Source organism: Stutzerimonas kunmingensis, from assembly GCF_900114065.1.
Lineage (GTDB): Bacteria > Pseudomonadota > Gammaproteobacteria > Pseudomonadales > Pseudomonadaceae > Stutzerimonas > Stutzerimonas kunmingensis.
Map to the genome: position 1 here is coordinate 157,628 of NZ_FORS01000003.1, position 19,137 is coordinate 176,764.

General features: G+C 65.2%; 20 protein-coding genes and 1 tRNA gene. 7 read left to right on the top strand and 14 right to left on the bottom strand.

Annotated elements, in window-relative coordinates:
• Positions 1 to 78: 78 nt before the first annotated feature.
• The 12 genes from BM275_RS08860 to BM275_RS08915 form a co-directional block, all read right to left on the bottom strand.
• Positions 79 to 846: a substrate-binding periplasmic protein gene (locus BM275_RS08860; RefSeq protein ID WP_041015023.1), complete on the bottom strand. Its 768-nt coding sequence runs from the start codon at positions 844 to 846 to the stop codon at positions 79 to 81.
• Between the two features lie 155 nt (positions 847 to 1,001).
• Entirely contained in the window at positions 1,002 to 1,481 is a 480-nt protein-coding gene (locus BM275_RS08865; protein WP_041015024.1) for a thermonuclease family protein, read from the bottom strand.
• Positions 1,482 to 1,642: 161 nt separating this feature from the next.
• Positions 1,643 to 2,422, bottom strand: a complete 780-nt coding sequence (locus tag BM275_RS08870) for a substrate-binding periplasmic protein (RefSeq protein ID WP_023444032.1) — start codon at positions 2,420 to 2,422, stop codon at positions 1,643 to 1,645.
• A 395-nt stretch (positions 2,423 to 2,817) separates the two neighbouring features.
• Positions 2,818 to 2,893: transfer RNA gene (locus tag BM275_RS08875), tRNA-Phe, on the bottom strand.
• A 92-nt stretch (positions 2,894 to 2,985) separates the two neighbouring features.
• Positions 2,986 to 3,258 (bottom strand): oxidative damage protection protein, encoded by a 273-nt coding sequence (locus tag BM275_RS08880; RefSeq protein ID WP_003280779.1) that lies wholly within the window; start codon positions 3,256 to 3,258, stop codon positions 2,986 to 2,988.
• A complete protein-coding gene (mutY, locus tag BM275_RS08885) occupies positions 3,255 to 4,322 on the bottom strand; it encodes an A/G-specific adenine glycosylase (RefSeq protein ID WP_090520687.1) in 1,068 nt (355 codons plus the stop codon). Before mutY ends, BM275_RS08880 begins: the two co-directional genes overlap by 4 nt.
• Positions 4,319 to 6,541, bottom strand: coding sequence for an AsmA family protein (locus BM275_RS08890; RefSeq protein ID WP_090520689.1), 2,223 nt, complete (start codon positions 6,539 to 6,541; stop codon positions 4,319 to 4,321). Before BM275_RS08890 ends, mutY begins: the two co-directional genes overlap by 4 nt.
• 184 nt (positions 6,542 to 6,725) lie before the next feature.
• Positions 6,726 to 7,124, bottom strand: a complete 399-nt coding sequence (gene panM, locus BM275_RS08895) for an aspartate 1-decarboxylase autocleavage activator PanM (protein WP_041015118.1) — start codon at positions 7,122 to 7,124, stop codon at positions 6,726 to 6,728.
• 89 nt (positions 7,125 to 7,213) lie between these two features.
• Positions 7,214 to 7,996, bottom strand: a complete 783-nt coding sequence (locus BM275_RS08900; RefSeq protein ID WP_038655938.1) for an ABC transporter ATP-binding protein — start codon at positions 7,994 to 7,996, stop codon at positions 7,214 to 7,216.
• Between the two features lie 11 nt (positions 7,997 to 8,007).
• Positions 8,008 to 8,877, bottom strand: coding sequence for a nitrate ABC transporter permease (gene ntrB, locus BM275_RS08905; RefSeq protein ID WP_090520691.1), 870 nt, complete (start codon positions 8,875 to 8,877; stop codon positions 8,008 to 8,010).
• Positions 8,878 to 8,903: 26 nt separating this feature from the next.
• Positions 8,904 to 10,235 carry a CmpA/NrtA family ABC transporter substrate-binding protein gene (locus BM275_RS08910; RefSeq protein WP_090520693.1) on the bottom strand — a complete coding sequence of 444 codons (1,332 nt, stop codon included), beginning with the start codon at positions 10,233 to 10,235 and terminating at the stop codon, positions 8,904 to 8,906.
• Between the two features lie 357 nt (positions 10,236 to 10,592).
• A complete protein-coding gene (locus BM275_RS08915; RefSeq protein ID WP_090520696.1) occupies positions 10,593 to 11,903 on the bottom strand; it encodes a nitrate regulatory protein in 1,311 nt (436 codons plus the stop codon).
• 129 nt (positions 11,904 to 12,032) lie between these two features.
• Between BM275_RS08915 and hisB the strand changes: the two genes are divergently transcribed.
• The 7 genes from hisB to BM275_RS08950 all read left to right on the top strand — a co-directional run bounded on the left by hisB (position 12,033) and on the right by BM275_RS08950 (position 16,990).
• The gene (gene hisB, locus BM275_RS08920; RefSeq protein ID WP_003303331.1) at positions 12,033 to 12,626 is read left to right on the top strand and encodes an imidazoleglycerol-phosphate dehydratase HisB; all 594 of its coding nucleotides are present in this window, start codon (positions 12,033 to 12,035) and stop codon (positions 12,624 to 12,626) included.
• Positions 12,626 to 13,264 (top strand): imidazole glycerol phosphate synthase subunit HisH, encoded by a 639-nt coding sequence (hisH, locus tag BM275_RS08925; RefSeq protein WP_003282884.1) that lies wholly within the window; start codon positions 12,626 to 12,628, stop codon positions 13,262 to 13,264. The genes hisB and hisH overlap by 1 nt, the downstream gene beginning before the upstream one ends.
• Positions 13,265 to 13,525 carry a DUF2164 domain-containing protein gene (locus BM275_RS08930; RefSeq protein WP_090520698.1) on the top strand — a complete coding sequence of 87 codons (261 nt, stop codon included), beginning with the start codon at positions 13,265 to 13,267 and terminating at the stop codon, positions 13,523 to 13,525.
• 36 nt (positions 13,526 to 13,561) lie between these two features.
• Positions 13,562 to 14,305: a 1-(5-phosphoribosyl)-5-[(5-phosphoribosylamino)methylideneamino]imidazole-4-carboxamide isomerase gene (gene hisA / locus BM275_RS08935; RefSeq protein ID WP_044314856.1), complete on the top strand. Its 744-nt coding sequence runs from the start codon at positions 13,562 to 13,564 to the stop codon at positions 14,303 to 14,305.
• A 98-nt stretch (positions 14,306 to 14,403) separates the two neighbouring features.
• Positions 14,404 to 15,174, top strand: coding sequence for an imidazole glycerol phosphate synthase subunit HisF (gene hisF / locus BM275_RS08940; RefSeq protein WP_014818634.1), 771 nt, complete (start codon positions 14,404 to 14,406; stop codon positions 15,172 to 15,174).
• An 87-nt stretch (positions 15,175 to 15,261) separates the two neighbouring features.
• A complete protein-coding gene (locus BM275_RS08945; RefSeq protein ID WP_023444022.1) occupies positions 15,262 to 16,008 on the top strand; it encodes a substrate-binding periplasmic protein in 747 nt (248 codons plus the stop codon).
• A gap of 235 nt (positions 16,009 to 16,243) precedes the next feature.
• Complete coding sequence (locus BM275_RS08950) at positions 16,244 to 16,990, top strand: substrate-binding periplasmic protein (protein ID WP_042927525.1); 747 nt, start codon at positions 16,244 to 16,246, stop codon at positions 16,988 to 16,990.
• Positions 16,991 to 16,993: 3 nt separating this feature from the next.
• Here BM275_RS08950 and BM275_RS08955 read toward each other — a convergent pair whose 3' ends face one another.
• Together BM275_RS08955 and BM275_RS08960 are read right to left on the bottom strand one after the other, a co-directional pair.
• On the bottom strand, positions 16,994 to 17,785 hold the full coding sequence (locus tag BM275_RS08955) for a divergent polysaccharide deacetylase family protein (RefSeq protein ID WP_272890998.1): 792 nt from the start codon (positions 17,783 to 17,785) through the stop codon (positions 16,994 to 16,996).
• Between the two features lie 2 nt (positions 17,786 to 17,787).
• Positions 17,788 to 19,113, bottom strand: coding sequence for a S41 family peptidase (locus tag BM275_RS08960; protein ID WP_014818638.1), 1,326 nt, complete (start codon positions 19,111 to 19,113; stop codon positions 17,788 to 17,790).
• Positions 19,114 to 19,137: the final 24 nt, after the last annotated feature.

The window sequence follows — 19,137 nt, forward strand, 5'->3', positions numbered from 1 at the left end:
TCTGGGGTAGACGGTCCGAAGCGCCGAATGATTCAGCGAAAAGATGGGTTGGGTGTCGATTGATCTATAGCGCCGGTGCTAGAACGCGGGCTCCAGGCCATGGCGCCGTAGAATGGCCGCAACGCTGCCGTCGGCGATCAGCGCTTCGAGCGCGTCGTTGAAACGTTCGAATTCGGCTTCGCTGACCGCGGCGCGGGAAAGGCCGATCGCGTAGGAAACTCGTTGCAGCTCACCCGCCTCGTGAATGTCGGAATGCCCCTCCTGATCGATCAGGTGCCAGGCGACGTCCTGATTGACCACGGCGACGCCCTGTTCGCCGAACCTGCCGGCCTCCAGCATGCGCAGCAGCCGCCGGTTATCCGCCTCCAGGATCAGCGTCACGTCGCCGACCTCGGCCAGATGCTGGCCGAGCACGAAGGAGGTTCCGGAGGGCCCGTACACGGCGACGCTGCGTCCGGCCAGGTCCTCGGGGCGATGGAAGACGAAGCGGCTCGCCGAACGCGCATAGACCCCATAGCGGGAGGTGACCAGCATGCGAGTGAGGTGAAACGCGCGCTCGCGATCCGGTGAGCGGATCACGGTGAAGATCCCCTGCGCTTCACCGTCCTCGGCCAGCGCCAGTGCGCGTCGCCAGGGCAGCAGCTGCACCGGACAGTCGATCCGAAGTCGCGCGCAGACGGCTGCAACGATCTCGACGAAAGGCCCGGCTGCACGGTCCTCGGTGCCGGTGGCCGTCGTGGCATAGCTGAACGGCGGGAAGTCCTCGGTGACGAAGCGCAGCTCATCGGCTTGGCAATTGCCCATGAGTGCCAGGCCGACGACTATCGCAATCCATCGAGAGGGCATGCTGCAAGCTCCAGGCGATCGGCAGAGCGGCAATACGCTCCACGCCCTTGCAGGCTAGCGTGTCGCCGTCCGCGGCGCGACCCCCGAATCAGGGTAGCCAGCGCAGCAGGCCGGACTTCCTGGCGAGTGGCGTCGATCGATGCGAGCCCCCCGGGCTAGCGGCTCTTGCGCATCTGCGCGCGCCATTCCCATGGCGGTTGCTGTTCGGTCTTGTGCAATGACCACAGGCCGCGCCGGAACTCGCGGGCGACCGCCTCCAGATCGAGCAGCGAGCGGTCGTCAAGGTGACCGCGATACGCCCAGGCCGTGCCAGACCTGACCATCTCCGAATTGACGTCGATGTTGCCAACGCCGACTCGCGCCAGGGTCCGTCCCAGGTCATCGCGGCCCTTGACTACGAGCGTCACGTTCTTACCGAAGATGTGGTCGGAGAGCGCTTGCCGGGCCTGGCTGCCGTAGGGTTGCTTGAGCTCCGGGGTGTCGATTTCCGCCAGCCGGACCCTGAACCGTTCACCCACGTTGGTCCGGCAGCTGAAGGTGTTGCCATCGGCGATGCCGATCACCCGGCAGTCGAACGATTCGGCAGAGGCAGGCATGGCAGTTATGAGCAGGGCGGCAAGCAGGTAGCGCAGCATGAGGGCATCCATGCGGTTCGGGGCGGGCGAGGGTAACAGGCTGGTCGCTGCCCTGATCGGCGCCAGGTCTCAGATGAACCGTCAGCGTTGGCGAAATGGCGGCCGATCACGCATGGCGAGAAATACGCCGAACCGCCGCCTTGCCATGGCGCGCGTAACGCTCAGAAGGCGGCTTCGAGTTGGTGCCGGCGCAGGATCTTCGGCACCGTGCCATCGGCTATTGCCGCGTCCAGCGCCTGCTCGAACGCTTCGAACTGTGCCGCGCTCACCGTCTTGCGCGAAAGACCGATGCCATAGCTGATCGGGCCCATTTCGCCAGCCTCGCGCACATCGGCAAGTCGCTCTTCCTCGATCAGGTGCCAGGCAACATCCTGATTGAGCACCGCCAGGCCGTCCACACCGAAGCGCCCGGACTGCAGCATGCGCAGCAGTCGGCGATTGTCGGTAGTCAGGTGCAGGCGTACGTCGGGCACCGACTTGAGGCGCTCGGACAGCACGTAAGAGGTGCCGGATGGGCCATAGACGCCAACCAGCCGGCCCGCCACATCACCTGGTTGGTTGAAGACGAAGCTGCTCTCGGCCTGGGCGAAAACACTGTAGCGAGAAGTGACCAGCATCCGGCTGATGTGGAACATCTGCTCGCGCTGCGGTGAAGGTGTCAGTGTGAATATTCCGTCCACCTGCCCCTGTTCGGCTAGGCGGAATGCGCGCTGCCAGGGATACAGGGTGATCGTGCATTGGTGCTGCAAGCGTGCGCAGATCGCATGTACCACCTCTACAAACGGGCCGGCCGCACCAACGCCTGCGGTTTCGCTGGCCGGGGCGTCAGCCGGATAGGTGAACGGCGGGAAGTCTTCGGTCACGAAACGCCACTGCGCCGCGCCGGCCGGGGCGGCGTTCGACAACAGCCATATCAGCAGAATCGAGAGAATCCTGTGCACCGTTCGGCTCCTTGCACCGTTCGGCTCCTTGCGCTGTGCAGCATTCCTTGGCAGTTCGACGCGGCCGGGCAACATCCCGCTCAGGCCCGCTCCGTTAGCATCAGCCTAGCGCAGAATGAAGTCGGAGCGATGAAGTGATAAGGCCTGGCCGGGCATGCGTGGCTTGCGGTTGTCCCGCGTGGCGTGGCGTGGCTGCCGCTCGGTATCCGAGCTTCAGCCGGTGAGCGGCTTGCGGAAGATCACAGGATGCCAGCGATGCTGGGAGGATGCTTCCGTGTGAATGCCGTCAAGCCATTCCGGAAGGCGGGGCTGGAGCGCAGCGCGCCGCTGGCACAAATCGCAGGCAATAAAAAACCCCAAGGAGGTTAATTTCGCTTGGGGTTTTTCGGTATTAGTGGTGCCCAGGGACGGAATCGAACCGCCGACACGGGGATTTTCAATCCCCTGCTCTACCGACTGAGCTACCTGGGCAACGGGGCGCTATTAGACGGATTTGGCTTTTGCCTGTCAAGCGTGGTCCGGAAAAATATTTAATCCGGACGGGCGCTTAGCGCAGCCGACGGTCATTCGCTCGGCGGCACGTAGCCTTCGGCCTTGGCGTAATCTTCGCCGGAGAAGAACTTGTCCATCTCGCCCTGAAGGAACTTGCGGTCTTCGGCGTTCATCATGTTCAGTCGGCGTTCGTTGATCAGCATGGTCTGGTGCTTCTGCCAGTCGTCCCAGGCCTGTTTGGAAATGTTGTTGTAGATGTCCTCGCCTTTCTGGCCTGGAAACGGCGGGCGCTCGAGGCCGGGGAGTTCTTCGTTGTACTTGCGGCAGTTCACGGTGCGGGTCATGAGGTTTCTCCTGCATTCAATTCAACGGCGGCGCGCTTGAGCAGTGTCTTTACTGGCGCGGCAAGGCCGAGGCGCGGCGGGGTGGCGAGGTTATACCAGAGCCAGTCGGCCTCGGCCACGGCGTCGGGCGCGGACTTGACCCTGATCAGCCAGGGCTCGATGGCCAGCTGGAAATGGCTGAAGGTGTGGGTCAGCCCCTGCAGCTCGCGGCGCTCCTCGAGCTGCAGGGCATGCCTCGCGGCCAATGGGTCGAGGGCGGCGAGGTCGTCCAGTTCCGGCAGGCTCCAGAGCCCGCCCCACAGGCCCGTCGACGGGCGCCGATAGAGCAGGATGGCACCGTCGCGATTGGCCAGTAGCGGCATCAGTGTGCGTTTCTGCGGCAGCGCCTTGCGTGGCTTGGGCACCGGGAAGTCGGTTTCGCGCCCGAGCAGATGGGCGCGGCAGCCGTCCTTGAGCGGGCAGAGCAGGCAGCTCGGGCGGCTGCGGGTGCACAGCGTGGCGCCGAGATCCATCATCGCCTGGGTGTAATGGTTGACGCGCTGCTGCGGGGTGAAACGTTCGGCCACCTCCCACAGCTGGCGGGCCACCTTCGGCTCGCCGGGATAGCCGTCCTGCGCAACGTAGCGGGCTAGCACGCGCTTGACGTTGCCGTCGAGGATCGGCGCGCGCAGGCCCAGGCTGATGCTGGCGATGGCGCCGGCCGTGGAGCGGCCGATGCCCGGTAATTCGGCGAGCTGGTCGACATCCGCCGGAAACACGCCGCCGTATTCGGCCACGATGAGTTTCGCGGTCTTGTGCAGATTGCGTGCGCGACTGTAGTAGCCGAGCCCGGTCCACAGGTGCAGCACCTCATCTTCCTCGGCGGCGGCGAGCGCCACGACGCTGGGCAGCGCCTCCATGAAGCGGTCGAAGTAACCGAGCACGGTGCTGACCTGGGTCTGCTGCAGCATGATCTCCGACACCCACACCCGGTACGGCGTGATGTTCTGCTGCCAGGGCAGATCCTTGCGGCCGTGGCGGTCGAACCAGTCGAGGACCGCCGCGCCGAACTGCTCGGGGCTCATCGGTTGAACAGGCCTTTGAGCGCGTCCTTGAGCTCGGGGCTGACCTTGTCGCCGAGCTTCTCTTCGATCTTTTCGTTGAGCTTCTCGCCGGCCAGCCGTGCTGCGACCTTGCCCAGGGCGTCGTTGTCGAAGCGGCAGGCCTTGGCGCCCAGCTCCAGCGGGCCGCGGCAGCGCAGCGGCCATTCGATGCCGACGTAGCGCTCGTTGACCTGGCAGGCCGGGTCCGGCATGGCGCCCTTGTCGCCTTCGATGACGATGCCGACGCGGTAGTCCATGCCCAGCACGCGCAGATCGACATCGCCGTTACCGTTGACGGTCAGGCCCGGAATGCTGGCCTTGAGGTCGGGGTTGCTGGCCACGCCGTTGCGCAGCGTCAGGTTGCCTTTGAGTTCGCGGAACGGCGTGTCCTTGCTGCGTGGGTCGCTGGCGAGCGGCTTGCGATTGAGCGTGGCGATGGCGCGGCACAGCTGCTGCTCGAGGTTGGCATCGACCAGCACGCCGTTGTCGATGATGAAGCCGACCTTGCCGTTGAGGTTGTCGATCCAGGCCTTCTCGCTGTTGCCCTGGGTGCGCAGGTCGGCATCCAGGTTGAGCAGCCCCTTGACCACGACGTCCTCGCCCTGGCTTTCCAGCAGGCGCTCGACCGGTACGCCATTGAAACGGTTCTGCACGGTCAGCAATGGCAGTGCCGGGCGTACGTCGAGGCTGGCCGAGCCATCCAGGCGTCCGCCATACAGCCCGCCGCGCACTTCCTGAAGGGTCAGCAGGCCGTTGCGGGTACGAGCCTTGAGGTTGAAGCCGTCCAGCGGGATCTTCATTGCGGTCAGGCTGCCGATGGCCAGGCTGACCTCGGTGTCGAGCTTGCGCAGCTGATCCAGCGGCAACACCGAAGCTTCGCTCCAGGCCTGCTGGGTCGGCGCGTTGGGCAGTGGTGTGGTGCCGCTGCCGATTGCGCTGGCCTGGGTGCTCTTGACCTCGCTCTTGCGCGCTGCCTCGGCCGCCTGCTCCTCGCTCGGCGGCGGCAGGTAGCGATCCAGATTGAAGCGGTCGCCCTTGAGGTCGACACGCAGCGCCTGGCGGGAGAAGTCACTGACGGCGAGGCGGCCGGTGAAGGTGCTGTCGTCGAGCTTCAGGGTCAGTTCTTCCAGCGCCAGGCTGTTCGGCGTACCGCTCAGGCGACTGACCAGTTCGGCCTTGCTCAGTGCGGCAGCGTCAGCCATGGCCGGCAGCTGCTGGCCGGTGCCCTGAAGGAATTCACGCAGGTTGAACTGCGCGACGCTCAGCGCGCCGCTGATCTTCGGTTCCTTGTCCAGATCGCGTGCCTTCAGCTCGCCCAGCCCGCGCAGTTGGTTGGCGGTGAACTTGAGGCTGTTCCATTCGGCGATCTGCGCGGCGAGATCGACCAGCAGCTGGCCCTGGGCGCTGAAGGTCAGTGTCTGCCCTTGCAGCGGCTCGCCGGAAGCTTCGCCGGACAGGCGCATGTCTTCGAACTGGTAGCGCTTGAGCTGGTTGTCGAAACGCAGCGCGCCCTGCAGTTCGGTGCGCGCGCGCATCACCGGCTTGTTGCTGCCGAAGAAGGCGTTGAGCTTGAGCGGGATCGGGCTACCTTCGCGGATCGCGCCGGTCGTGAGCTCGATGCTTTCGGCGCTGTACTGCTGGCCGGTCTTGGCGTCGCTGTAGGTAACGCGGGCATCGCTGACGGTCAGGCTGTCGATGTCCAGGGTCAGTGACTTGCTGCGCGAAGCGGGGGTTGCATCCGGTTCGGCCGGTGGTTCGCTGGCCTCGGCGGCTGGCGTGGGTTGTTCGGCCTGCCTGGCCGGCTGACCGACGCCCTCCCAGTTGCCGCGGCCCTGTTCGTCACGGCTCAGGGTCAGATTGAGGCCGTTGACGGTGATGTCGCTCATCTGCACTTCGCGGCTCAGCAGCGGCATCACCCGCACCGACAGGCCGAGCATGCGCAGGTCGGCGAATGGCTGCTCGGGGGTCTGTGCGCTGGCCAGGGTGGTCTCGTGCAGCTCCAGGCCGAGCCAGGGGAACAGGCTCCAGCCGATGTCGCCTTTGATGTCCAGTTCGAGGCCGGCCTTGCTGCGTGCCAGGTCGCGGATCTCGTCCTTGTAGTCGTTGGGATCGAATAGGTGGGTCAGGGCGAAGCCCGCCGCCACGACGATCAGCAACAGCCCGAGAAAGACCAGACCCAGGATTTTGCCGAGCGATTTCATGGACGAGTCCTTGTAGATGAACGATCTGAAAAGTGCCGAGTATAGCCCCGTGCCTGCACTTGTCGGGAACGCGGTCGGCGTTGGAGTGCCGTTGCGGGTGCGGGTTCCACAGATGGCCGCGGCGGGCGGCAAGCGCGCCCCGTCGGCAGATCAGGCAGGGCGCAGCGGATATCGCGTGGGCGACTTAGAGCGAATCCAGCGGCAGATGCGTTCGCGCAGCCAGGGCGCTGGCTTCCAGATGACCGGCGGGGGCGGCAAGGCGCAACGGCTTGCCGGCTTCACTGGCCAGCCGTTGGGTTTCTTCCAGCAGGCGGCGGCCGACGCCGCGCTTGCGGGTGACCTTGCGTACGCACAGGTGCGACAGGCGCCAGGCTTCGTCGCCGCGCCGCAGCAGGGCGGCGCCGAGCAGACGGTCATTGAAGCGGCCGGCAATCAGGCTGCCATCGGCCAGCGCCGCCTCAATCAGCGCCTCGGCGCTGGCATAGGGCGTCAGCAGCCATTCGGGGGCGTCGGCGTAGATTTTCGCCAGATCGGTTAAATCCTGCGGGCTGGGCTGGGTGACGGATTCGACGTAGACGGGCATGGCGACCTTGCGACGGCTGAGCAGAAGTGCCGGCAAGGATACGCCGAACCGCCGCCAGCGCACGAGACGGCGGCGGTTGGCGCGTTCGCTCAGTGCAGGCGATGGCGCTCGTGAAGGAAGCTCAGCACCGCACGGCGATAGTGGTTGTACTCCGGGTCGTCGGCCAGGGCGATGCGATCGCGCGGGCGCGGCAGTTTCACCTCGAGGATTTCGCCGATGGTCGCCGAGGGGCCGTTGGTCATCATCACGATGCGGTCGGAGAGCAGCACGGCCTCGTCGACGTCGTGGGTGATCATCATCATGGTGTTGCCCAGGTCCTTCTGGATCTTCATCACCTCGTCCTGCAGGTGCGCGCGGGTCAGCGCATCCAGCGCACCGAACGGTTCGTCGAGCAACAGCACCTTGGGCTTCATTGCGAGCGCGCGGGCGATGCCGACGCGCTGCTTCATGCCGCCTGAGATTTCCTGCGGATACTTGTTCAGCGCGTGGCTCATGTTCACCAGCGCCAGGTTGTGCTCGATCCACTCGCGCCGTTCGCGCTTGTTCATGCTGCGCTTGAACAGCTTGTTCACCGCCACTTCGACGTTCTCGTAGACCGTCAGCCAGGGCAGCAGCGAATGGTTCTGGAACACCATGCTGCGGTCCGGGCCAGGGCCGCGGACTTCCTTGCCGTCGAGGATCACGCCGCCGAGGCTGGGGTCGAGCAGCCCGGCGACGATGTTCAGCACCGTCGACTTGCCGCAGCCGGAGTGGCCGATGATGGAGATGAACTCGCCCTTGGCGATGTTCAGGTTGATGTCCTTGAGCACCTGCGAGGCGAGGTTGCCGCGCACGAAACTCTTGTCCAGGTGTTCGATGGAGAGATAGCTCATGGCGTTGCTCCTCAGTTGGCCGGAATGCCGCGGGTGATGCGCCGGCCGACGAAGGCCACCAGGCGATCGAGCACGAAGCCGACCACGCCGATGTAGACGAGCGCGAGGATGATGTCGCTGATGCGCGAGGCGTTCCACGCATCCCAGATGAAGAAGCCGATGCCGACGCCGCCGATGAGCATTTCCGCGGCGATGATCGCCAGCCACGACAGGCCGACGCCGATGCGCAGGCCGGTGAAGATGTAGGGCGCAGCGGCCGGCAGCATGATGGTCTTGAAGTACTCGAAACCGTTGAGCTGCAGCACCTGGGCGACGTTGCGGTAGTCCTGCGGGATGTTGCGGATGCCCACCGCGGTATTGATGATGATCGGCCAGATCGCGGTGATGAAGATGACGAACAGCGCCGAGGGATGGCTGTCCTGGAAGCCCGCCAGCGATAGCGGCAGCCAGGCCAGTGGCGGCACGGTGCGCAGCACCTGGAAGATCGGATCGAGGCCGCGCATGGCCCAGTCCGACTGGCCGATCAGCACGCCGAGGCCGACCCCGGCGACCACCGCCAGCATATAACCCACCGCAACCCGCTGCAGGCTTGCCAGCAGCTGCCAGGCCAGGCCCACGTCATTGCCGCCGTTGTCGTAGAACGGATCGATGATTAGCTCCCAGGTTTCCGCGACCACCTGCGAGGGCGGCGGCAGCGCGGCATCGGCACCGGAGCAGAGCATTTCCCAGATCAAGCCGAGCAGCAGCAGGATCACCAGCGGCGGCACCAGCTGCTGCACAGCGTAGCGGCCGCTGCGTCGAGCCAGGGCGGCGAGCCGGGAAGGGCGGACGATCGATACCGGCTCGGCGGTGGCGGGCTGCAGTTTGACGTTGGCATTCATGGGCTTTTCCTCGCGGGTTGCGGTTATCAGGCCATGGCCTTGATGGTCAGGCTGTCCAGATAGGCTTGCGGGTTCTCGGGGTCGAACACCTTGCCGTCGAAGAATTTCTCGACCCCACGAGAAGTGGAGGCCGGGATCAGCTCGGCGGGTAGGTTCAGCTCGCCGGCGGCGGCGCGCCAGATGTCCTCGCGGTTGACCTTGGCGATCAGCGCCTGGCTGTCGAAGTCGGCCGGCAGGTAGCCCCAGCGCTTGTTCTCGGTGAGGAACCAGAGGTCGTGGCTCTGGAACGGGTAGGAGGCGTGGTCGTCCCAGTAGCGCATCTGCTCGGGGTGGTTCTCGATGACCTTGCCGGTGCCGTAGGCGAAGTTGCCCTTCATGCGGTCGACGATGTCCTTGTAGGGCGCGCCGATCCACTTGCGCTGCGAGCAGATCTTCGCCACTTCCTCCTTGTTCTCCGGCTTCTCGCAGAACTGCTGGGCGTCCATGATCGCCATGGTCAGCGCCTTCGTCGCGTTGGGGTTGGCAGCCACGTAGTCGCTGCGCAGGGCGAAGGCCTTTTCCGGGTGGTTGTGCCACAGCTCGCCGGTGGTGTTGGCGGTGTAGCCGATCTTCTGGTTGATCAGCTGGGCGTTCCACGGCTCGCAGACGCAGAAGGTGTCCATGCTGCCAACCTTCATGTTGGCGACCATCTGCGCCGGCGGCACGACGATGGTGTTGATGTCGGCGTTCGGGTCGATGCCGCCGGCCGCCAGCCAGTAGCGCATCCACAGGTCATGAGTGCCGCCGGGGAAGGTCATCGCCGCACTGACCTTCTTGCCGCTGGCCTTCTTCGCCTCCAGCGCAGCCTTGAACGGGGTGCTGTCGAGGCCGATCTTCAGGTCGCGATATTCCTCGCCGACCGAGATGCACTGCCCGGCCAGGTTCAGCCGCGCGAGGATCGACATGGGTACCGGCTGGTTGTTCGGCGTGACGATGCCGGCGCTGATCAGGTAGGGCATCGGCGTGAGGATGTGCGCGCCGTCGATACCGTTCTTCGCCGAGCCGAGCACCAGGTTGTCGCGGGTGGTGCCCCAGGACGACTGCTTGAGTACCTCGACCTCGGTCATCCCGTATTTGGCGAAGAAGCCCTTCTCGGCGGCGACGAACAGCGGCGCGGCGTCGGTTAGGGCGATAAAGCCGAGCTTGGCCTTGCTGGTCTCCACATCCCCGCCCGCCGCCCAGGCGGCCGAACGCATGCCCAGGGACATGCCGCCGAACAGGGCGACGCCGCTGGCGGCAATGATCGAGTGCTTGAGAAAGCTGCGGCGCGAGGCCAGCGTTACGCTGCTGGGCTGGTCGTTGTTCGGCTTGTCGGTCATGGTCGGGTTTTCCTTTGGGCGAAAAAAAACGGCGCCACACCGCCCGGCTGGAGCCGGAGAGCGTGGACACCGTTGTCCTAATGAGGAGTTGTGAAAGCCGAAGGATCCGGCCTTGCCTGAGCTTTGCGAAAGCTGTGCCAGAACTGCTCAGGCGGCGCGGAACGGGTGCTGCCGCGGCATCGAATCGCCGGGAGGTTTCCATCGAATCAAGCACTTGCGGCGGGGCGCAAACAGAGCGCGACCAGTTCCGTGATTGGCTTGCTCGAGATGAATTGCGCTTGGCGATCCTGCGGGACTGGCGGCGCATGCACATCCGCGGGGCAGGCATGCTGTGCTGATGGTGCGGCGTGCCTGTTTTCAGTGCCTGGAGCGCTGGCCCAGAGTGCGGGCCGGGGCGCGCTCGGCGGGCTGTGCCAGTGCCAGCAGGCGCTGGGCGACCTCCTCCAGGCGCAGGCCCTGATTCATTGCCGCCTGACGCAGCCAGCCGTAGGCCTCGCCTTCGGAGAAGCCCTGCTGGCGCATCAGCTGCTGCTTGGCCCGCTCCACCTGTTTGCGTTCGTCCAGCGCCTGACGCGCCTCGCGCAATTCTTCATTGAGACCCTGCAGGCGCACGCTCTGGGTTAGCAAGAGTTCCAGGGTCGAGCGCGCCACCATCGCGGTCATGCCGTCCGGCGGTGGCGCGTCCAGATCGCTGGCCTGCACACTGAACAGCTTGGCCTGCTCGGCGGCGGCGTGCATGTCGGCGATGCCGTCGAGCAGCTTGCGATGGCTCTGCAGGTCCTTGCGGATACGCTCGATGCTGTACCGGCACTGTTGCAACAGATCCTGCTCCAGGCGCGTCTCGACCTGCTTCATTGCGTCGATGCGGTGCGTGTGCAGCTCGAACCAGAGCTCGCACAGCTGCGGTTCGACCGCCGCGCCGGGGCTGGTACGGCGGGCGATGTCACGCAGGCGGCAGGCGTTGATGTTCGTCTCGCTGGCGCACAGCGCTTGCCATAGCGCCTGCGCTGCCGGGCTGGCGAAGCGGCTGAAGGTGGCGAAGCAGCGCTCCTGGCCTTCGAGCAGATGCTCCAGGCGCTCCAGCATGTCCGCGCGGAAATAGCCGCTGGCGAAGCCGACGACCCCGAGCGCGCGCTCCTGGCCGGCCAGTTCCTTGCCCTGCATGAAATTGAACAGCGCCACCAGGCAGCGGGTGATGTCCGGGTCGGCGGCGGTGTCGGCCGCTTCGAACACCACTGCCAGCAGCCCGCCGATCAGCCGCACCAGTGTTGCCGTGGCGTCCTGCATGCTGATGGCGTGGTCGCGGATGCGCCGGCGCAGAGCCGGCAGCTCGTCGAGACTGTGCAGGGCATAGGCGATGCGGGTGAACAGCCGGGTTTTGTCCGCAGTGCTGACGGCATCCAGGTCGATGCGATCCAGATCCAGGCGCACCCCGCGCTCCAGCGCCTCGGCTTCCAGGCTGAGCACGTCCAGCTGCTGGCGCTGATGGGCGGCGTTGCCGCTGAGGTAGATGTTCGAGTAGCCGCGCTCTTTCTGCAGCGCGTGCACCAGCTGGCTGATACGGGTGACCAGTTCGCAGGTGCGCGCCAGGTCTTCCAGGCCGAGCAGTTCGCTGCGCCGGGACGCCAGCATGAAGCGCAGGGTCGCAGGCATTTTCCGTCCGTGCATGGGCGGCACCTCCGCGGGTTGACGCGCAGGTTCCTGCAAGATGCAGTCCAGTAAACCCGGCGCGTATCCGTGCTGCGGCGTTTGCGCCTATAATGTGCCCCTTTTCGCCCACGATCAGCGGAGCTGTTGATGTCCGAACGTACGGCTTACGTAGAGCGCAACACCCTGGAAACCCAGGTCAAGGTCACCATCAATCTGGATGGCACCGGCAAGGCGCGCTTCGCCATCGGCGTGCCCTTCCTGGAGCACATGCTCGACCAGATCGCCCGTCACGGGCTGATCGACCTGGATATCGAGTGCAACGGCGACCTGCACATCGATGACCACCACACCGTCGAGGACGTCGGCATCACCCTCGGCCAGGCCTTCGCCAAGGCTATCGGCGACAAGAAGGGCATGACCCGCTACGGGCATTCCTACGTACCGCTGGACGAGGCGCTGTCGCGCGTGGTGATCGACTTCTCCGGGCGCCCGGGGCTGACCATGAACGTGCCCTACACCCGCGCGGTGGTCGGCAAGTTCGACGTCGACCTGTTCCAGGAATTCTTCCAGGGCTTCGTCAATCACGCCCTGGTCACCCTGCACATCGACAACCTGCGCGGCATCAACACCCACCACCAGATCGAAACCGTGTTCAAGGCCTTCGGCCGCGCGCTGCGCATGGCCGTCGAGCTCGATCCGCGCATGGCCGGGCAGATGCCGTCGACCAAAGGGTGCCTGTAATGCAGACCGTCGCCGTCATCGACTACGGCATGGGCAACCTGCACTCGGTGGCCAAGGCGCTGGAACACGTCGGCGCTGGCCGCGTGCTGATCACCAGCGATGCGCAGGTCATCCGTGAGGCCGACCGCGTGGTGTTTCCCGGCGTCGGCGCGATTCGCGACTGCATGGCCGAGATCCGCCGGCTGGGCTTCGACGAACTGGTCCGTGAAGTCAGCCAGGACCGCCCATTTCTCGGCATCTGTGTCGGCATGCAGGCGCTGATGGAGCGCAGCGAGGAGAACGATGGTGTCGATTGCATCGGCCTGTTCCCCGGTCAGGTGCGCTTCTTCGGCAAGGACCTGCACGAGGACGGCGAGCACCTGAAGGTGCCGCACATGGGCTGGAACGAGGTCAAGCAGGTGGTCGACCACCCGCTCTGGCACGCGATTCCGGACAATGGGCGCTTCTATTTCGTGCACAGCTACTACATCGAGGCCGGCAATCCGCGCCAGGTGGTCGGTCGCGGCCATTACGGCAACGACTTCGCCGCCGCGCTGGCCGATGGCTCGCGCTTTGCCGTGCAGTTTCACCCGGAGAAGAGCCACACCCACGGCCTGCAGCTGCTGCAGAACTTCGCCGCCTGGGATGGTCGCTGGTAAATGAGCCGGGCCAAGCTCAAGCCGCCGGTCCTGACGCTGGATCCTGCTCAGGAGCAGGCAGCGCAGCAGGTCATCAAGCGCTTTCTGCAAGAGCGTTTCGAACTCGAGCTGGGCTCGTTCGAGGCGCAGGAAGTGCTCGATCTGTTCGCCCGGGAAATCGCGCCGCTGTATTACAACAAGGCGATCTTCGACGTGCAGAGCCACCTGAAGGAACGGTTCGAGAGCATCGAAAGCGACTTGTGGGCGCTCGAGAAGAGCTGACCCTTAACCGACACTTGATTTGAACAGGTTCAAGCCATGCTGATTATCCCCGCTATCGATCTGAAGGACGGCGCCTGCGTGCGTCTGCGCCAGGGCCTGATGGACGATGCCACGGTGTTTTCCGACGACCCGGTGGCCATGGCCGCCAAGTGGGTCGAGGCCGGCTGCCGTCGCCTGCACCTGGTCGACCTCAACGGCGCCTTCGAAGGCCAGCCGGTCAACGGCGAGGTGGTCACCGCCATCGCCAGGCGCTACCCGGACCTGCCGATCCAGATCGGTGGCGGCATCCGCACCCTGGAAACCATCGAGCACTACGTGCGCGCCGGCGTCAGCTACGTGATCATTGGCACCAAGGCGGTCAAAGAGCCGGAGTTCGTTACCGAGGCCTGCCGCGCCTTTCCGGGCAAGGTCATCGTTGGCCTGGATGCGAAGGACGGCTTCGTCGCCACCGATGGCTGGGCCGAAGTCTCCAGCGTGCAGGCAGTCGACCTGGCGCGCCGCTTCGAGGCCGATGGCGTCGCGGCGATCGTCTATACCGACATCGCCAAGGACGGCATGATGCAGGGCTGCAACGTCGAGGCCACCGTGGCGCTGGCCAACGCCAGCCGCATCCCGGTGATCGCCTCCGGCGGCATCCACAACATCGGCGACATCCAGAAGCTGCTCGATACCAACACACCGGGTATCGTCGGCGCCATCACCGGCCGGGCGATCTATGAAGGCACGCTCGACGTCGCCGAGGCGCAGGCGCTCTGCGACCTGAAGTACAAGGACGAGTGATTCGCTGAACTGCGGTGGATCGGTGAAGCGCGATCCACCCTACACGCTACCTGCAGCTTGAAGCCTGCGGCTTGAATAAGCCGCTTTCGGAGAAAGCCATGGCCCTGGCCAAACGCATCATTCCCTGCCTCGACGTGGACAACGGCCGCGTGGTCAAGGGCGTCCAGTTCGAGAACATCCGCGACGCCGGCGACCCGGTGGAAATCGCCCGCCGCTACGACGAGCAGGGCGCCGACGAGATCACCTTTCTCGACATCACCGCCAGCGTCGACAACCGCGACACCACCCTGCACACCGTCGAGCGCATGGCCAGCCAGGTGTTCATCCCGCTGACCGTCGGCGGTGGCGTGCGCAGCGTGCAGGACATCCGCAACCTGCTCAACGCCGGCGCCGACAAGGTCTCGATCAACACCGCCGCGGTGTTCAACCCGGACTTCGTCGGCGAGGCCGCGGACCGCTTCGGCTCGCAATGCATCGTCGTCGCCATCGATGCGAAGAAGGTCTCCGCGCCGGGCGAGCCGGGTCGCTGGGAAATTTTCACCCATGGCGGGCGCAAGCCCACCGGCCTGGATGCGGTGGCCTGGGCGAAGAAGATGGAAGACCTCGGCGCTGGCGAAATCCTGCTGACCAGCATGGATCAGGACGGCGTGAAGAGCGGCTACGACCTGGGCGTCACCCGGGCCATCAGCGAAGCGCTGTGCATCCCGGTGATCGCCTCCGGTGGCGTCGGCAATCTGCAGCACCTGGCCGATGGCATCCTCGAAGGCAAGGCCGATGCGGTGCTGGCCGCCAGCATCTTCCACTTCGGCGAATACACCATTCCGGAAGCCAAGGCCTATCTGGCTGCCCGCGGCATCGTGATGCGCTGATCGCGTTGCCGGCAGAGCGAAAGGCTTCGCTCTCGAAACATGGACACGTCCGCGGCTGTTGCGGATAAGTACTCAGGGGGTACACACATGCGCAAGACAATCTCTACCATCGCCGCAGCTTTGCTGCTGGGCGCTACGCTGGCGCACGCTCAGGCGCCAGACAAGATCAATCTGCTGACCGAGAATTTCCCGCCCTACAACATGGCGGACGATGGCAAGAACTTCGCGCGTGACGAGCACATCACCGGGATCGCCGCGGACATCGTGCGCGAGATGTTCAAGCGTGCCGGCATCGACTACACCTTGACGCTGCGCTTCCCCTGGGAGCGTATCTACGGCATGGCGCTGGAGCAGCCGAACTACGGGGTTTTCGTCACGGCGCGCCTGCCCGAGCGCGAAGAGCTGTTCAAGTGGGTTGGTCCCATCGGCCCGGACGACTGGGTGTTGCTGGCTCGTGGCGACAGTCCGATCAACCTGACCAGCCTGGATCAGGCGCGCCAGTACAACATCGGCGCCTACAAGGGTGATGCCATTGCCGAGCACCTGGACGGACAGGGGCTGCAGCCGCAGCTCGCCCTGCGCGATCAGGAGAACGTGAAGAAGCTGATCGACGGCAAGATCGACCTGTGGGCCACTGGTGATCCCGCTGGCCGCTACCTCGCCCGCCAGGACGGTGTGACGGGCCTCAAGCGTGTGCTGCGTTTCGACAGTGCCGAACTGTACCTGGCGCTGAACAAGCAGATCGCCGACGAGACGGTGCAGAAGCTGCAAAAAGCGCTCGACCAGATGCGTAGCGAAGGTGTGATCGACGAGATCAACGCGCGCTACCTCTGAGCCTTCCCAGGTCGGCGCATGTTCTGCGCCGACTTTCTCGAGTGATGGCGGTGCGCCAGTAGCGTGCACCGATCCCCCTGCTCGCGCCGTCCTGACGCATGCACGCTTCCCTGATTCAGCGGGCGCTCAGCCGCTGGCGCCGTGGCGCTTCGCTGGTTCGCATCTTGCTTTGGACAACCTCCGGCTCTGGCTCGCGGAGGGGTGGGCCAGGGAATCGAGAAAAAGGGAGCGATCCATGTTCAAGCGAATCATTGCCGTCGTCTTGCTGCTGCTCTGCGCTCATGCGCACGCCGCGCTGCCTGACGACTACCGAGTCGTGCTGCTGACCGAGAATTTTCCACCATTCAACATGGCCGAGGACGGCAAGAACTACGCCGCCGACGCGCGCATCCACGGCATCAACGCCGACATCGTGCGCGAGATGTTCCGCCGCGCGAATATCCGCTACGAGCTGACCCTGCGCTTTCCCTGGGATCGCATCTACAAGCAGGTGCTCGAACAGCCGGATCAGGGGCTGTTCTCCACCACCTTCACGGCCGAGCGCGAGCAGCAATTCAAATGGGTCGGCCCGTTGGCGAGCATCAGCTGGGTGCTGCTGGCGCCCGCCGACAGTCCTCTGCGCTTGACCGGACTGGAGCAGGCACGCGACCTGCGCATCGGTGCCTACAAGAACGATGCGGTCAGCCAGCATCTGGAGGGCAAGGGCCTGGCGCCGATCAACTCGCTGCGTGATCAGGAGAACATCGGCAAGCTGCTCAAGGGTCAGATCGACGTCTGGGCCACCGCCGATCCGGTCGGACCCTACCTGGCCAAGCAGGAAGGTGTGACCGGCCTGAAACCGGTGCTGCGTTTCAATGAAGCGCGGCTGTTCCTCGCGCTCAACCGGGCGACACCGGACGAGGTGGTTGAGCGTCTGCAGCGGGCGCTGGATGCGATGCGTGCCGACGGCACGGTGGATGCGATGCTGCGCCGCTATCTCTGAAGCTCAGCGGTAGACGCCGCCACGACCATGGGCGGCCATCGCGCGGTTGCTGCGGGTGGCGATCATCTGCCCGACATCGACCCATTCGATGCCCTGCGCGGAGAGTCGCGGCAGTTCGCGTTCGAGCACGGCCAGCGTGCTCTCGTGGGGATGACCGATGATGACGACCGAGCCTTGCCTGCGCGCCAGCGCGACTGCCGCGTGAAAGCGTTCGGCTACCGCGGACGGCGCGGGATCGTCATCGAGAAAGATGTCCCGCGACAGGCTGGCCAATGCCGTGCGTTGGGCGCTGGCGGCGGCCACGGTGCGCGGGCTGGTGCGGCTGTCGAGAAAGAACAGGTGGCGGCGCTGCAGTTCCCCCATCAGCCAGGTCATGGCCTGTGTCTGATCGGTCATGGCGCTGCCCATGTGGTTGTTCAGCCCGCTGGCATGCGGTACCGCCGCAAGCGCTGCGTCGAGACGGCGCGCCAGTTCGTCATGAGGTAGTTCGGGATGCCAGGCGAAACGGCCTTGGGCAGGCGCCATCGGCATGTGCAGCATGACGGTCTTGCCCGCGCGATGGGCCTGCTCGGCCAGTGTGGCTGCGTGGCGGGTGTCGGGAAGGATCGCCAGCGCGACCGGCCCCGGCAGTTGCAGCACGCGGCGGTCGCGTGCCGGGTTCTGCCCGAGGTCGTCGATTATCAGGGTCAACCGCGGTCGCGGGACATGGTCCGGCGTGGCTGCGGGCTCGCTGGCATACAGCGCCTGGCTGGCGAGCAACACCAGCAGCGCCAGCCCTGCTACCCAGCCTGACATCTTCACTGGCCGCGGGTGAGGTTCAATCCCTTGAGCAGATTCAGGGCCTGACCGAGCTGGTAGTCATCGTCCTGCGGCCGCGGCGAGTCGCTGGCGATCTGGGTGGCGGTGGGACGGTCAGGACCGCCGTTGCCGTTGCCCAGGTGGCCAGCAAGATCGGCCTCGCGGAAGCCGTCGGCGGCCTGCTCGCGGGTCAGCTTGGCACGCTCGACCTTGATGTCCGGCTCAATGCCCTGGGCCTGGATCGAGCGGCCGTTGGGGGTGTAGTACAGCGCGGTAGTCAGCTTCAGTGCACGATCGTTGTTCAGCGGCAGCACGGTCTGTACCGAGCCCTTGCCGAAGCTGTCGGTGCCCATCACCACACCGCGCTTGTGATCCTGCAGCGCGCCAGCGACGATCTCCGAGGCCGAAGCGCTGCCGCCGTTGATCAGCACCACCAGCGGTACGCCTTCGCTGGCATCGGCCGGGTCGGCGTTGAAGCGCAGCTCGGAATTGGCGATGCGACCCTCGGTGTAGACGATCAGGCCCTTGGTCAGGAAGTGGTCGGAAATCTCGACAGCCGCCTGCAGCACGCCACCGGGGTTGTTGCGCAGGTCGAGGACCAGGCCGTTAAGCTTCTTGCCGTCGTTGTCCTTCTTCAGCTTCGCCAGCGCCTTGCCCACTTCCTCGCCGGAGTTGACTTGGAACTGAGTGACGCGCAGGTAGCCGTAGCCCGGCTCCAGGATCTGACTGCGGACGCTGCGCACCTTGATGACCGCGCGGGTCAGCTTCACGTCGAACGGCTGGCCGCCTTCGCGCACCAGCGTCAGGCTGATGCTGCTGCCCGGCTTGCCGCGCATCTTGCCGATGGCGTCCATCATCGACAGCCCCTTGGTCGGCTGGCCGTCGATCTTGACGATCAGGTCGCCGGCTTCGATGCCGGCCTTGGACGCCGGGGTATCGTCGATCGGCGAAACGACCTTGATGAAGCCGTCTTCCATGCCGACTTCGATGCCGAGACCACCGAATTCGCCGCTGGTGCTTTCCTGCAGCTCGGCGAACGCTTCGGGCTCGAGATAGGCGGAATGAGGATCGAGATTGCTGAGCATGCCTTTGATGGCATTTTCCAGCAGGGTCTTGTCATCGACTGGTTCGACATAGGCAGCCTTGATGCGATCCAGTACCTCGGCAAAGGTGCGCAGTTCCTCCAGCGGCAGCGGGGCTTTGGCACTGGCACTTGGCGCCGCGGCCTCCTCCATGGGCTGCTGGGCCCATGCGCCGCCCTGCATCCCCAGCAATACGGCCAGGGCGAGCGTGGATGGGCGGGCGAAACGGCGCAGGTGCAACATGTCGAACTCCAATTATGAGAGGGC